This window comes from Micromonospora sp. NPDC050417 (assembly GCF_044458865.1).
Classification (GTDB): domain Bacteria; phylum Actinomycetota; class Actinomycetes; order Mycobacteriales; family Micromonosporaceae; genus Micromonospora_G.
This window is the reverse complement of record NZ_JBITIH010000020.1, coordinates 91102-105611: the sequence shown is the minus strand read 5'-3', so window position 1 is coordinate 105611 and position 14510 is coordinate 91102. Positions and strand designations below refer to the sequence as shown.

Sequence of the window (14510 nt, the reverse complement as noted above, 5' to 3'; positions counted from 1 at the left end):
GGGCACGGTGATCGGAGGAACCGCGGTGACGCTGGCCGCAGCCGTCGCCGTCCTCGCCACGCTCGGATACGGCGGCCGGGGCATGGGCCGGGACGACACCGCTCCCCCGACCCCGACGCCGCAGACCGCATCGGTGACCCGGATGGACCTCATCGACCAGGTACGCCTCAGCGGCAAGATCGGCTACGGGTCCGGGGAGGAATTCGTCGGCAAGCTTCCCGGCACACTGACGAAGATCGCCGGAGTGGGTACCGTACTGCGCCGCGGCGACGTCGCCTACCGGGTCGACGAGCAGCCGGTCATCGTCCTGATCGGCGAACTGCCGGCGTACCGGGCGCTGACCCTGGATGTCGAGGGTCCGGACGTCGAGCAGTTCGAGGAGAATCTCCGGGCACTCGGCTACCGCGGATTTACCGTCGACGAGAGCTTCGGAAAGTCGACCGCGCAGGCAGTGAAGCAGTGGCAGAGGGATCTCGGTCTCACCGAGACCGGCTCCGTGGAACTGGGCCGGATCGCCTACGTCGCCGACCCGGTCCGGATCGCCGAGCTGAAACAGCGGGTCGGCGAAACGGCGACGCCGGGCACGGCGGTCTTCACCGTGACCGGCACCACTCGTACCGTCACGATGGAGCTCGACACGAAAGCGTCGGCGGTAGCCAAGGTCAACACCAAGGTTCAGGTACGAGCCGAGGACGGGAAGCCAACCGGCGGCGTCATGACCGCGGTGAAGACCGTGCAGGACACGACCGGGCAACCGAAGACCGCCGTCACCGTGACCGTTTCGGACCAGTCGGCGCTCGGCAAAGGTGACACCGTCGAGGTGGTCGTGGTACGCGCCGAGAAAAAGGACGTCCTGACCGTACCCGTGGTGGCCCTGCTCGCGGTCGGCGACGGCTACGGCGTCGAGCTCTTCGGAGAAGGTGGGCGGCAGGTCGTGCCCGTCACAGTCGGAATGTTCGCCCAGGGCCGGGCCGAGGTCAGCTCACCGGAGCTGGCCGAGGGCATGATCGTCGGGGTGGCCTCCTCATGAGCATCCTGTCCCTCGCGGGCGTACGCAAGGAGTACCCGGGCGGCGTCGTGGCCCTGGACGACGTCAGTCTCGCCGTCCAGCCTGGCGAACTCGTCGCCATCGTTGGCCCGTCCGGCTCCGGGAAATCCACGATGCTGCACGTCGCTGGCACGCTCGACCGGCCCACCAGGGGGCAGGTCACTGTCGACGACCGCGACGTGTCCCGGCTTACGGACCGGCGGCTCGCGGCTCTGCGCGCCCACACGATTGGCTTCGTGTTCCAGCAGTTCCACCTCGCTGGCGGGGTGTCCGCGGTCGACAACGTCGCCGATGGCCTGCTCTACCGGGGCGTCCCGCTGCGGGAGCGGAGGAGACGCGCACGCCTGGTCCTGGAGCGCGTCGGGCTCGGCCACCGGTTCGGGCACCGCCCGAACGAGCTCTCGGGAGGGGAGCGGCAACGAGTCGCGATCGCCCGCGCGGCAGTCGGATCACCGCCACTGCTGCTCGCCGACGAGCCCACCGGCAATCTTGACACCGCAGCCGGCGCCGGCGTGCTCGAACTGCTCCGGGAACTGCACGCGACCGGTACCACCGTGGTTGTCATCACCCATGACCGAGACCTCGCCGCGAGCCTTCCCCGGCAGGTTGTGATGCGCGACGGCCAGGTCGTCGCCGACTCGGGAGGCTCCGATGTCTGACGTCCCACGACACCACGCCGCCCCCAGGCCAGCCCGGCTACGTCCGCTCGACGTCGCCCGCGTCGGCGCGATCGGGCTCCACACCCGGCCCGCACGGGCCGCCCTCTCCGCGCTCGGCATCGCGATCGGCATCGCCGCGATGATCGCCGTCGTGGGCATCACCGCCTCCAGCCGACTCGAACTGCAGCAGCGGCTCGACCGCTTCGGTACGAACATCCTCACCGTGACCCCGGGCGTCGACTTCAACGGTGAGGACGCGGTTCTACCCGAGGAGGCGGTCCGGATGGTGGCCCGGATCAGCGACGTGGAGCAGGTCTCCGCGACCGGCGCGGTCGACGCGGCGGTGTACCGCAACGACAACGTGCCCAAAGGCAACACCAATGCCATCGCCGTGCTGGCCGCCCGGACCGACCTGCGCGCCCCGGTCGACGCGAGCCTCGCCGCCGGCACATGGTTCAATTCCGCCACCGAACGCGCCCCGGTGGTCGTCCTCGGCGCCACCTCGGCCCGACATCTGGGTCTCCACGCCCCCGGCCCGGACGTACGGGTGTGGCTCGGCGAGCAATGGTTCACGGTCATCGGGATCCTCGCGCCGATAGCACTGACACCCGAACTGAACACCGCAGTCTTCGTCGGCTGGACGGCAGCCCGTGACCGGCTCGGATTCGACGGCCACACCACGACGGTCTACGCCCGGATCGCGCCACACGCCGTGGACGAGGTGCGGGCGAAGCTGGGCCGCACCGTCAACCCCGAACGCCCCAACGAGGTCCGGGTCGAACGTCCCTCGGACGCCCTGCGCGTCAAGGAGGCCACCGACCGGACCTTCTCGGCCCTGCTTCTCGGCCTCGGCGCCGTCGCCCTTCTCGTCGGCGGCGTCGGTGTCGCTAACACCATGGTGATCTCTGTCCTCGAACGACGCGGCGAGATCGGCTGGCGCCGAGCGCTTGGCGCGACGAAGGGCCAGATCCGCATCCAGTTTCTGACCGAGGCGCTGCTCCTGTCGGCGCTCGGTGGCCTCGGTGGCCTCGTGCTCGGTGTCGCCGTCACCACCGGTTACGCCCTGACCCAGGGCTGGCCCGTCTCGGTACCGGGTACGGCGCAAGCAGGGGCCGTCCTGGTCACGATCCTGATCGGTGCCGTCGCCGGCCTCTACCCGGCGATCCGCGCCGCTCGCCTCTCACCGACGGAGGCACTCACCGTTGCGTAGGCGTCGAGCCGTTGCGTAGGCGTCCAGCCGTTGCTTAAGGCGTCGAGCCGCGGGGCCGTGGCCGGCGGCACCCTCGACCACGGCCCCGCAGACACCTTTCGTGGTCCGCCAGCGGCACGTCCGGAAGACGCGCAGTGCGGGGAGGTAGTCGTCTGGCCCGGTCGCACCCACGCCGCCGACCCACACAGGATGATCATGCGCTCCCAATCCGCTGCCAATCCGCTCCCGACGTAAGGGCGCAACGGGAACGGCTCGTACTACTGGTGGGCTACTGGGTGTGAACCAGCGAACTCTTCCGTGCCAAGTAACGGTCCCCGACGCTCTGACAGGGACAACACCAACGACCGCAGGCCAGGTGGAGACGATCCGAGCAGCTCAACCGGTTGAACGCCGTTCAGCGCGGTGTGGGGACGCACCACCGCTCCCAATCTGCTCCCCTAAATTCATGTCGCGCAATCCATCGGATCACTCTCGACGGATCACCCTCGACGAGCTGCCAGCCGCACGTCCGAGATGACCGGATCGAGGCAGTGGAGTTGATCGGTTTCACGATGACTTACGCGGATGGGGAGTTGTTTTCGTGGTGATTAGTCCTGTCTGCGTAGCCGGCGGCCTGCAGGGTGAACAGTTCGGCGTACCGACCGCCCGCGGTAACGAGTTCGTCGTGGGTCCCGGCCTCGATCAGGTTGCCGTTGTCCAGGACGAAGATCCGGTCAGCGTGGCGGACGTTGGCAAGTCGGTGGGTGATCAGGATCGTGGTCGCGTTGCCCTGGCGGTCGCGGATTGCCTGGAAGAGCGCATCTTCGGCACGGGGGTCCAGGGCAGACGACGGCTCGTCCATGATTAGCAGTTCGGCCTCGCGGAGGAAGCCGCGTGCGGCGGTGATCCGCTGCCACTGTCCGCCGGAGAGATCCTGGCCCTTGGCGAACGTGCGGTCGAGAAGTGTTTCGTACCCATGGGGCAGGTCACGGATCATGTCATGGGCGACCGCGCGTTGCGCGGCGATCTCGATCCGGTCCTGCCGTGGTTCGACATCGGTGTCTCCGATGGCAATGTTGGTCGCCGCAGTGAAGGGCCACTTGTGGTACTCCTGGGTGACCACGGCGATACGTGCACGTAGCTCGTCGGGATTCCACTCGCCGAGCGGTCGACCGTTCCACTCGATGGTGCCAGCACCTGGGCTCCGCAGGGCGGCGATCATCGCGGCGAGGGTGCTCTTGCCAGAGCCGTTCTCGCCGACGAAAGCCACGGTCTGCCCGGCGTGGATGGTAAGTGTCACGTCGTTGACGGCTGCGATGTCACGGTCGGGGTAGCACAGGCTGACCCCCCGTACGGCGACTTCCTTCAACGGCGTAACGGCCGCACCGCCCACAGCCCCAGGCAGGTAGTCGTTCGCACGGCGCATGAACCCGGTGTAGTCGCCGAAATGCTGACCCTCGGTGTAGATCCGGTCCATCTGCAAGGTCACGGTAGTCAAAGAACGCTGCGCGGCCTGGACTGCGAGCACGCACGTCGCCGCCGCCGCGAGCGGAATCTGCCCGTCGAGGAGCAGAACACCGAGCAGCACATACACCACACCAGTGGCGAGCCCGCCGATCACCGACCCGATACTGGTGGTGGTGGTTACCTTCCGGGCCAGCGCGATCTGTATATCAGTTTCCACGTTCATGACCCGGTCGTACTGGTCGAGCAGGAACCCGCGTAGCCCGTACGAACGCAACTCCGGCGCCGAAGCCCGCTCAGCCATCAGACGGTGCAGGAGCCACAGCCGGCGTCGGCGTACCGAACCGGCGGTGTACGTCTGGTACCGCTGATGGCCGGCGCGTAGAGACGCCCACGCGTTGGGCAGAGTCGCGACCAGTAACGCGATAAGCAGCAGCGGGTGAATCACGATAACCGCGACTGTGACGGCAAGAAGGCTGACCAGCCCGGCAAGCAGATTCATGACGCCTTGGACAAGCCCGGTCACCGATTCCGTGCCCCGGCTCGCGCGTTCCATGTCGTCGGCGAACGCATCCTCATCGAAGGCATCCAGGCGAACCAGAGTGCTGACCTCGAACAGACCACGTTCGACCTCACGGCTCACCCGCGGGCTGAGCCCGTTCTGGGCATATCCGGTGGCGATGCCCATCCCGGCACGGAGGGCGGTCGCCGCCGCGAGAAACGCGAGCGCCGGCAGAGCCGCCGTCACCCGGTCAGGCGTGGGACCGCCAGCGAACAGCTCTACCAGGATCCGCTGGGTGGCAAGCAGCCCGAACGCCGCCGTCACACCGGCGCCGATCGTGGCAGCGGCAACGACGCTGGTACGGATCCGGTCCGCGCGCCAGCTGATGCGCAATGCCTGTCCGACCAGACGAGGCAGCTCGGCGAAGACGGCGAGCAGGCCGGCGTTGGCACGGGCCCGCATGCCGCTTTCCCACCACATGCTGCGTAGCTCCGGCAGCACCGACTCCGTCGCCCTCTCGCTGGTCGTCGGGCCCTTGCCTACGGTTGCCCGACCCTCATCGTCGGTGGATCGTCGCTGGCGGATCGCTGTCCTCACACGGCCTCCTCGGGTCAGCGGGTGATGCCGGGCGGCGTCGATGCTGACACCGTCGGGCACGGAGGTACGCCCGGCGCGTCTGGCGTCGGGAGCAGGAGTTCCTGGGGTGCGGATGTCGAATGTCAGTGACCGACGACCACGTCGAGGAGCCTACGGTCCGCAACAAGATCGAGTCATTCAGTAGTCGGCGTGTCGAACAGATGTTTCATCGGAGTCGTCCGTGATGCATCGCTCCACGCAGTCCGGGTGACGACCACGACACCAGCACAGCGATTACCGTCGCCCATCGGTCGATCACCCAGCCGCGAGCGCCAGGTCGAAGCCGATCCCGGCGGGTCGACCCGCTACTCGCCGGCCAGCCGGCTAATCCCCGAGGCCGCGATGTACGGAGCGTTCCGCTGGGTTCCGGTCACGCGGGTGCTCCGCTCGGACCGGGGCGGCGGACCGCCGGCTCGCGCTCTGGCAGCGGCACCTTGAGGGCGGCACCGGGCTGCGGGGTGACCAGTTGGGCGGCCACACTCGCGCAGATGTCGGCCCCGTAGTCGAGTCCGAGGTGCTGGGGATAGCGCAGCAGCACAGCAAGCACCCAGTCGTCCGCCACCGCCAGGCAGTTGAGGTGCCACGACTGGTCTGCGGAGATCTTCGTCCAGCCGTTCTTGATTCCGATGCGGCCCTGGTCGGTGATCTCCCGTGGTAGGCCGTCGATGATCCCCCACCGCCCTCCGCCCCTTTTCGCCTGCTGATCCTTGGCAGCGGTGCTGCCCTGCACCTTCGTCATCGTGTCGAGGATCCATTCGGTCCATCTCGGCCCGGCGGCGGTGCCGTTCTTGACGCACTCCCCCATGCGTACCGCGTCCTGGGCGGAGATCTTGGTGTAGCTCCACCAGACGGTTTTGCGGCCCGGCGGGACCACCGCTCTTGTGTCGGTCAGGCCACACAACTTCACGAGGCGATCGATCACCGGTTTGCCGTGGCCGGCCTCGAACAGGATCTGTGCGGCGTCGTCGTCACTGTTGATGATGGCGACAGTCGCGATGCGCAACTGCTCGGCCGAGGGCTCCTTGTTGCCGAGTTCCCGTAGGTAGTCCGAGACGATCCAGATTTTGATCATCGACTCGGTGCTGTTGGTGGCGTTCAGGTTCGGTGCGCCCGAGATCTTGCCGCTCTTGCGGTCGAGTAGCGCCCAAGAGAAGAAGCCCTTGTCGATCTGCACCTTAACCGGTCCGGGTGACAGGGTCGGTGGCAGTGGCGGGGCTGGCTCGGACGCCTTCCGGGCATAGGAGGGGGCATCCGGGGCCGACCCCATCGAACCGGTCACCTCAGTCCTGGCCCGGGAGTCGGTGCCGAGTTGGGCGAGCACGGCCGGCGCCAGCAGGACGCCGCCAGTGACCAGGCTCGCCAGGGCGAGCGTCATGATCATGCGAGGGCGCATCGGGGAGTTCCTTTTCGGGGCTTCGGGACTGCGTGGATTTCCGTGTTTGACTTGGGCGTGGTCCGTTGGACAGGACGTTGATCTTGTCCGGGAAGGACTACGTCAGGCAGCAAGAAAGCGCTGTTCAGCTTCCGCAAGCAACTGCGGTGGAGGTAGAGTTCGCCCAGCAGTTGGAGGGAGCGGGCCAAGGACGATGGGGTATCCCTCGTCGGCTCGGGTGGGCTCCCGGTCGGGAGCACTCGCACCGTGCTCGAGTCAGCGCTCGACGCCGAGCTGGATGTCCACCTCGATGGGGCCGGCGTTGACGAGACGACCGGCCGGCGGACCAATGTACGTAACAGTCATGGTGCGAAGACGGCGCAGACCGAGGTCGGGCCGGTGTGGGTCCGAGTCCCCCGGGATCGGGCCGGTTTGTTCACGCCGTGGAGGCACGGTTCGGGGCGTTCGTCGCCGAGCTCGGCGACCAGTATCCGGCCGTGATCCCGGCTCTGGCGGACTTCCTGGCCGCAGTTCGTGCCGTTCCTGGACTACGTGCCGGGTTACGGGAAAGCGGCTGCCGGCTATTGCGTCGTGGCTGGCGTGGAGGGGGAGGTTGAGGAGTCCGGCGTGACGTGGGAGTTTGTGGCCGACGGGGATATTGAGGTTAGTGGTGTCATGTAGGGGTTTGCGGCCGACGGGGATATTGAGGTTAGTGGTGTCACGTGGGGGTTTGCGGCCGGCGGGGATGTTGAGGTTTCAGGTGTGAGGTGGGAGTTTGTGGACGGGGATGTCGAGGTCTGTGGCGTGGCGCCCGAGGTTGTGGTAGGTGCCGGGGTGGGGGAGATGGTGACCTCGATTCGTCCGCTCGGCGTGCTTGGTAGCGGAGCGTTGTCTTGAGGCATCGCCATGGCGAAAGGCGTGCCGAGCGACACGGCGGCCAGGACGCCGACCGCGCTGAGTGTCATGGTGCTCCGCCGCCGATTCCGGAATCGGCGCTCCGCCGGGGCCATCTGGTCCTGCACTGCTGGTGCCTCCTCGGCTAGGTCGGAAAGGGTGGCGCGGATAAGGTGCTCGAAGGCCGTGGTCACCGCCGTACCTCCAGAAGTTCGTCGTCCGGTATAAGCCGGCGCAACCGAGTCACCGCACGGTGAGTTCGGCTGCGAACAGTGCCGACGCTGCAGCCCAGCACATCGGCTACTTGGTTCTCAGTGAGGTCCTCGTAGTAGCGCAGGACCAGTACCGTGCGTTGGTCCGGCGGAAGCAGCCGTAGCGCCGCCCGCATGGCTAGGCGTACGTCGGTCCCGCCGCTGGGATCCGGCTGCACCGCCTCGGCAGTTTCGGTGACCACCGTCTCCCGGCGGCGCCGCAGTCGCCGCCACCAGCTCACCTGCTCCCGGTACATAACCGCGCGCAGGTAGCCCTCCGGGTCAGCGTTGCGCAGTGTCCGCCACTTCGGGATGGTCTTGGCCAGTGCCGACTGTAGGAGGTCCTCGGCGGCATGCCGATCGCCGGTGAGCAGGTACGCCACCCGCATCAGCGCGGGTGTGCGGCTGGTTACGAACTCGGCCAGCCGGGCCTGGTCGTTCTCGTCCACTCACCCTCCCGTTCATCGTTGTCATAGATACAGACGCCGCAGCTGGGTCCAGCTATCCCGACTCGGCGACGGATTCAGCCCTGGCAAGTCTTGGTGGCTGTTGCTAGGGCCCGACCACCAACCCAAGGAGGGTGCGAGAGCACGGCGAGGGTGGCCCGGCCGGGCTGTCCGTCGACCTAGTCGGGGCAGGCGCGGACATTGATCGTTTCCGTCACCGCGCGAGCCGGCACCGCCACTTCGTGGCGGCCGGCGGGCCACTCTACCAGGGGAAACGGAAGTCATGCTGATCTTCAAGGGCGGAAGGCCCTGTGGGGATGGCCCCTGACCGATGACGAAACAGGCCTTGGGTGATGGTCTTCTTGTCTGGGAAGTCACATCAATAACCGAGGGCCGTTCTAGCGGCCAGAATGCAGGGCCGGCAGCAGCATGTTCCCGCGCGGCGATTCCGTGGAATCCGGTGCTCCCGGCCCGCGCTCCCATCGTGCGTCAACGGACGTGGGTCTGTTGCTCGGTTGACCCGGTTGGCAATCCGGATGACGTCGAGAGGGTCGGGGTATCTACGCTCTTTGGTCGTGGAGTCTGCGACGAATGGCCCTCCGCTGGAAATCCTGCACGCGTTCGGTGTTTCAGGCGTGCAGGAGGTGTTACCGGGCGGCAAGGGTGGAACCTGGCGTGTTGGTGATGTGGTGCTCAAGCCGTCCGAGCGCGCCGAGGAGTCGCGGTGGCGGGCGGAGGCACTCGCCATGGTGCAGATGTCGGCCGAGTTCCGAGTGCCACGTCCGGTGCCAGCGGCGGACGGGAGCTGGTTGGTTGATGGCTGGGAGGCATGGCGAGTCGCCGCTGGTGAACCCGACACGGCGTGGATCGATGAGACGGTCCGGGCGGGATGCGCGTTTCACGTCGCTGTTGCTGATCTGCCGCGTGCGGACTTCCTCGATGCTCCTGAGGACCCATGGTCGTATGGAGATCGCGTGGCGTGGGAGGAAGCCCCGATCTCCGGCAGTTAGGTCGACCTGGAGCTGCCGGAGCCACTGGCTTCGGCGGCCCGGCCCCCATATCTGGGGGACGGGCTGTGGCCTGCGCCTTTACCTAGCCCGCTATCGCGATCGGTCAGGATCCGAGCGGGCAGCAGGCTCCGTACCGCCACTGCGGGCGGGGCGACCAACCGGTCGCCCCGCCCAGTGAGCTGTCAGCTCAGACCATAGGCCCGGATGACGGTCTGGGTGATCGCGTTACCGTCAGCGTCGGTCGCCCGGACCCGCAGCGAAACGCTCTTGCCGTGTCCGGCCGGGATGCTGGCCCGGAAGTCCGGACCCTTGCCGGAGACGGTGACCTTCTTCCAGGTGGCTCCCTCGTTGAAGGAGACCTCGGCGGTTAGCGCGGCACCGTCGACGGCGCCGAGCCCGTTCTGGTTACGCACGCTCAGGCGCAGCGTGTGTTCCCGTTCGCGGGCCACACCGTCCAGGTTGACCGGTGCCGTGTAGTCGACCTGGAGCAGCGGCAGCGGCCGGGCCTTGTCGCCCGGTCGTTGTCCGGAGCGGAAGTCCCACACCGTCTCAGTGCGGGTACCCCAGGTCCATTCCGCGCTCGAACGGCTGGTGTTCAGGGCCAGGCGGTACCACGCCTGGGCGCTAGTGGTGGTGACGTCCCGGCGCGCGTTGGGGAGTTCGGCCAAGAGTTGGCCATCGCGCCACAGGGTGGCGTTGACCCTGTTCGCCTCACCGATGGTGTAGTGGCCATCGGCGTCGACGAACTCGGGTACCCGCAGCGCGAGGGTATTGCCGGTGCGGGTGGAGACCAGCTCCGGCACACCCTTGGGTGATGCTGGCCGGACCACCGGGGTGTACCAGCTCTCCTCACGCTTACCGGGACGGTAGCTGGTGGGCGGCTTGGTCATTCCGGACCTCAACGTGTCATCGGGCCCCAACGCCCAGTCCTGCGCCACCCGGTGCTGCCAGAGAGAGTCTCCGGCGGTTACCCACTCCTCGCGCACCTGCGAGGTCGCGGCGTAGCGGGACTGATCGTTCCAGGCAAAATCCTGCCAGGGGCGCCAGCCGAACCGCTGCTCCTTCGCCCAGAGACTACCGCCGTTGTCCGGGTACTTGGTGGTGATCCGCACGGAGTTCTCCGGGGTCACCCGGTAGACGATCTGCTCCGGGATTTGGTCAGTCTCCACGTGCTGCACGTCGTAGAGGTATGGGCTTGCGGTGGTAATGGTCAGGTCCAGGGTGGCCGGTCTCTTGGCTACCCGGTCGATCAGCTTCGCCCCGGTCTCCGCCGACACCACCAGCATGGGGAGCGCCTCCCGGAACGGATGAACCGGGTTCCACTCAGCCCATGTCGAGAACTCGCTGGGACGCACCATCAGCGCCACCGCCGCGCCAGCAGCCGCAGCAGCCGCAGCGAGCGCCCCCTCGTTCGTCAGATTGGACCGGAACAGGACGGCCGCGCCCTTCACCTTCGCCGCCTTCAGTTCGGCGGGGGTGCCCTGGCCGGCGTCGACCAGCGGGAAGCTGCGCTTACCGTCGGAGGCCGGTGAGCGAACAGAGAGGCTCATGTCGAGCGGGCCGGGTACCCCGCCGACTTTGGCCTGGACCCTCGGCGCGGCCAGTTGCCAGCGGGATGAGAATTCGAACTCGCCGCTGGAGAGCTTCTTGGTCGGCGTGACGCTGACCTGTCGGACCCCGCTGAAGTGCATGGCGCCGATGTTGATCTCGCGACCGGTGCCGGTCACCCGATGCGCGTAGTAGCTCAGCACAGACTGCTGCTCGGCCGGCTTTGGCGTTTCGATCCGGATCGGGGTGGCCTTACGGAAGTCGAGAATCACCTCAATGTCCCGATCCACCTTCAGCTCAGGATCGATGATCACGCCGGCCTGGATGTACTGCCGGTTGGTGGTGTCCTCCATCATGGCGTACAGGAGATAGGTGCCCTCCGCCACAGAGGTGGTCCAGGTGGGAGACCCGTACAGCGAGCCGGACCGGTCCGAACGCGAGTTGTCGCCCTGCAGAAGGATGACCGGCAATCGTTGCAGCGGCGCGCCGGCTCGATCCACCGCGCGGAAGGTCACGGTGTGCGGCGGTCCCTCGACGGAGACCGCGACGGCGGTGGTGACCACGACGCCATCCGGTCCGGTCGCGGTGAGCCAGCCGCCATACTGCCCGTAGGGCAGCTTCGCCACATCGACCGTGACCGGCGCCTCGACCGATCCGCCAGCCGGCACCGTCACCGCGCGACCGCCAACCGTGATCGCGTCACCCGCGGGGGCACCAGTGCCGAGGTCCGACATCTCAAGCGCCAGGTTCAGCGTCACCGGAGCGGGACCGTCGTTGGTGTAGGTCACCGTCCGACTCACCGGTGCCGAGTCCGGGCCCGCACCCGTGATCAGGGCGAAGTCGGCCACCCCGGTGGCGAAGACGTGCTGGGAGACAGCCCGAGCCACATCGACCCGCCCGGCCCCCCCGCCGAACACCGAGACGTCCTTGTTCGTTCGGGCAGTACTGACCAACGCGTTCTTCAACCGCGCCGGCGACCAGTCCGGGTGCTGCTGCGCCAGCAGCGCGGCCGCACCGGCCACGTGAGGGGTCGCCATCGAGGTACCCGACGCCGCCGTGTACAGCTCATCCGCCGGCGTACCCATCGTGGTGCCAGCGGCCCGGGCCGCGACGATGTCCACACCCGGAGCGGTAATCTCGGGCTTCAACCCCTCATCACCCAACCGAGGACCCCGGCTCGAGAAGTCGGCCAGCGACTCGTCCCGGTCCACCGCGCCTACCGTCAGCGCCGACGCGGCGGCACCCGGCGACCCGACGGTGTACTCCGCACCCTCATTACCTGCGGCGATCACGAAGAGGGTGCCCTCCTCGGCGGTGATCCGATTGACCGCCTCACTCATCGGATCGGTGCCGTCAGTCGCCCCACCACCGAGACTCATGTTGATCACACCGGCGCCCTGAGCCGCAGCCCATTCCATCCCGGAGATGATCCACGACTCGGATCCACTTCCGTCATCTCCGAGGACCTTGCCGACCAGCAGACTCGCCCCCGGCGCCACCCCCTTGCGGGTGCCACCGGAACCAGCACCGGTCCCCGCCACCGTCGCCGCCACGTGCGTGCCGTGCCCGAAGTGGTCAACCGTATCCTCGCTGGTGGTGAAGTTCTTTGCCAGTACCACCTTGCCCGCGATATCCGGATGGGTCTGATCGATGCCGGTGTCGAGCACCGCCACCTTGACCCCGGTGCCGTCGTAACCCGCCTGCCACGCCGCTGGCGCACCGATCTGTGCGGTACTCCGGTCAAGCACCGGACGGACCTTGCCGTCCAGCCAGATCTTGTCGATCCCACCGCCCAACGCCGCCGCGCTACCCGAACGGGCACCCGCAGCCGGTTCCGTCGCGGCGGCCCGCCAGAAGTCGGCCAACGACGCCTTACCCGCAGCCAACGCGGCACCACCGATACTCGGCAACGCCCGGCTGCTCGTCACACCCGCCATCGCGGCCCGGGCCCCGGCGGCCGGATCCCGGTAACGCACAATCAACGGCAGACTCACCGCCGACGAGTCACCATAGCCGTCTGCGATCAGCTCCTGCACATCGAAGAGATCCGCGTCCACCTTGCCGGTCGAGACGTAGGGAATCACGTCGCTCGGCAGCACCCGCAAGCCGCCATCGGCCTCGAGCGTGTGGAACGTGATCTGCTCCCGACCCGGAGCCGGCTGCACCGAAGCGGCGAACCGGCCGCCCCCGACCGAGCTGACCTCAACCACATCACCCGTGATCAGGGTGACCTTCGCAGCCGCGCCAGCCGACAAGGCCGGACCACTCCCAGGCGGAACTACCGGCGGAGCGGTTGACGGCGCGGCTGAAGCCAGCGGCGGACTGGCAGCGGTGATCGCGAGGACGGCCGCCAGTCCAGCAGCCGTACGACGCAGAACGGTGGACATGAAACAGACTCCTTGTGTTCAGCAGTGCGCCATCGGAAATGACGACAGCTGGGAGTCTGCGACGCGAACATTTCGTCGGCGCCGCCTCAGCCCTGTCGCAGAGGCGACATGACGCCAGATGGACATCACACCTGGACGCAGGTATTCCGGCGCCAAGTCAGAAGAACCGGCGCCCATGCCCCCACTGCCGCCCGGTAGTAAGATTCCATGCCACGACGCCGACGGCCAGCAGCGTCGATTGTCCGACAGGCGACTGCGAACTGCATCGCAAACACTGCCGATGGAACGCCGGTCTCGTCGTCAACGAACCAACCTGGTCGTCGACCCCGACACCCCGTCGCCACAACTCCAAGCTCTCCTCCAAGCCTGACCCAGGCGAACGCCTTGACCACCAGGCGACCCAGACCGCAACGCAAATCAGCCTGATTTGATCCTGGCGCCACGTGGTGGGTGCCTCGCGCCGGGATCGGTTCGGGAACCCAAGGAAGTCCAGCGCAGGCAATCAAGAGCCATCGGCTGTCTACAAAAGACCACCACGGAGACTGCACCGCCACATTCCACAGGCCATCAGCGTCTTTCGTCGCATCCGGATCGGCATATCGCTGGTGCCGAGGGAATCGGGTGCCGGCTCCGTTGCGTTGCTGGTAGCGGAGGTCGGGGCAAGCTGGGTGTGTGAAGCGATCGGGCTACCGAGCGTAGTGGTCACCGCCCAAGTCGGCGTTCGCCGGGTTCCGGTTCCCCGCCGAGACGGTTCCCAGCGGCAAGTATTGGCACGGTACAGGCGGCGACGGCAGTGGCCTCGTCGGACGCCGGGAGGTTCGACCCGCCTGCGGATCACCAGATATCCGACGGCACGCACCCAACGGCACCGCTGTCGCCACCGTCGACGATCGATGCGTACCCGGACCGCAACGGCTTCGTCATGGTCACCGTCCGCGTCACCCCGGAGTTGGTCACCCTCGACTACCCGCCCAGAGAACCGCCTGCTGGTCGCAGCACCTGCCCGGCAAGTACGAAGATCATCCAGAATTCCCCCGCTTGCCTCGGACCTGCGCCATTCGGCACTGGCCGAATGGCGCTCCGCTCTGATGACCGCAGCCACCA

General features: G+C 67.4%; 9 protein-coding genes. 5 read left to right on the top strand and 4 right to left on the bottom strand.

What is annotated here, in order from left to right; genetic code table 11:
* Window positions 1-25 precede the first annotated feature (25 nt).
* From ACIBF5_RS24520 to ACIBF5_RS24510, 3 genes are read left to right on the top strand one after another with little or no spacing between them, the layout of a single operon-like run.
* A complete protein-coding gene (locus ACIBF5_RS24520; RefSeq protein ID WP_396815210.1) occupies window positions 26-1030 on the top strand; it encodes a peptidoglycan-binding protein in 1005 nt (334 codons plus the stop codon).
* Window positions 1027-1707 (top strand): ABC transporter ATP-binding protein, encoded by a 681-nt coding sequence (locus ACIBF5_RS24515; protein ID WP_396815209.1) that lies wholly within the window; start codon window positions 1027-1029, stop codon window positions 1705-1707. The genes ACIBF5_RS24520 and ACIBF5_RS24515 overlap by 4 nt, the downstream gene beginning before the upstream one ends.
* A complete protein-coding gene (locus tag ACIBF5_RS24510) occupies window positions 1700-2917 on the top strand; it encodes an ABC transporter permease (protein WP_396815208.1) in 1218 nt (405 codons plus the stop codon). The genes ACIBF5_RS24515 and ACIBF5_RS24510 overlap by 8 nt, the downstream gene beginning before the upstream one ends.
* Before the next feature lie 556 nt (window positions 2918-3473).
* Here the strand turns inward: ACIBF5_RS24510 and ACIBF5_RS24505 are convergent.
* The gene (locus tag ACIBF5_RS24505) at window positions 3474-5363 is read right to left on the bottom strand and encodes an ABC transporter ATP-binding protein (protein WP_396815207.1); all 1890 of its coding nucleotides are present in this window, start codon (window positions 5361-5363) and stop codon (window positions 3474-3476) included.
* A 505-nt stretch (window positions 5364-5868) separates the two neighbouring features.
* A complete protein-coding gene (locus ACIBF5_RS24500; protein WP_396815206.1) occupies window positions 5869-6891 on the bottom strand; it encodes a serine hydrolase in 1023 nt (340 codons plus the stop codon).
* Window positions 6892-7137: 246 nt separating this feature from the next.
* Between ACIBF5_RS24500 and ACIBF5_RS24495 the strand changes: the two genes are divergently transcribed.
* Window positions 7138-7371 (top strand): transposase, encoded by a 234-nt coding sequence (locus ACIBF5_RS24495; protein WP_396815205.1) that lies wholly within the window; start codon window positions 7138-7140, stop codon window positions 7369-7371.
* A 583-nt stretch (window positions 7372-7954) separates the two neighbouring features.
* On the opposite strand, the gene ACIBF5_RS24490 is transcribed toward ACIBF5_RS24495, so the two are convergent.
* Complete coding sequence (locus ACIBF5_RS24490) at window positions 7955-8464, bottom strand: SigE family RNA polymerase sigma factor (protein ID WP_396815204.1); 510 nt, start codon at window positions 8462-8464, stop codon at window positions 7955-7957.
* 572 nt (window positions 8465-9036) lie between these two features.
* On the opposite strand from ACIBF5_RS24490, the gene ACIBF5_RS24485 reads away from it, so the two are divergent.
* On the top strand, window positions 9037-9471 hold the full coding sequence (locus tag ACIBF5_RS24485) for a hypothetical protein (protein ID WP_396815203.1): 435 nt from the start codon (window positions 9037-9039) through the stop codon (window positions 9469-9471).
* 182 nt (window positions 9472-9653) lie between these two features.
* Here the strand turns inward: ACIBF5_RS24485 and ACIBF5_RS24480 are convergent, their stop codons facing one another.
* Entirely contained in the window at window positions 9654-13229 is a 3576-nt protein-coding gene (locus ACIBF5_RS24480; RefSeq protein WP_396815202.1) for a S8 family serine peptidase, read from the bottom strand.
* Window positions 13230-14510: the final 1281 nt, after the last annotated feature.

What these genes read in the sequence shown, in the direction of transcription:
- ACIBF5_RS24515 (WP_396815209.1), top strand. Translation starts at nt 1,027, where the DNA reads ATGAGCATCCTGTCCCTCGCGGGCGTACGCAAGGAGTACCCGGGCGGC.
- ACIBF5_RS24510 (WP_396815208.1), top strand. Translation starts at nt 1,700, where the DNA reads ATGTCTGACGTCCCACGACACCACGCCGCCCCCAGGCCAGCCCGGCTA.
- ACIBF5_RS24500 (WP_396815206.1), bottom strand. Translation starts at nt 6,891, where the DNA reads ATGCGCCCTCGCATGATCATGACGCTCGCCCTGGCGAGCCTGGTCACT.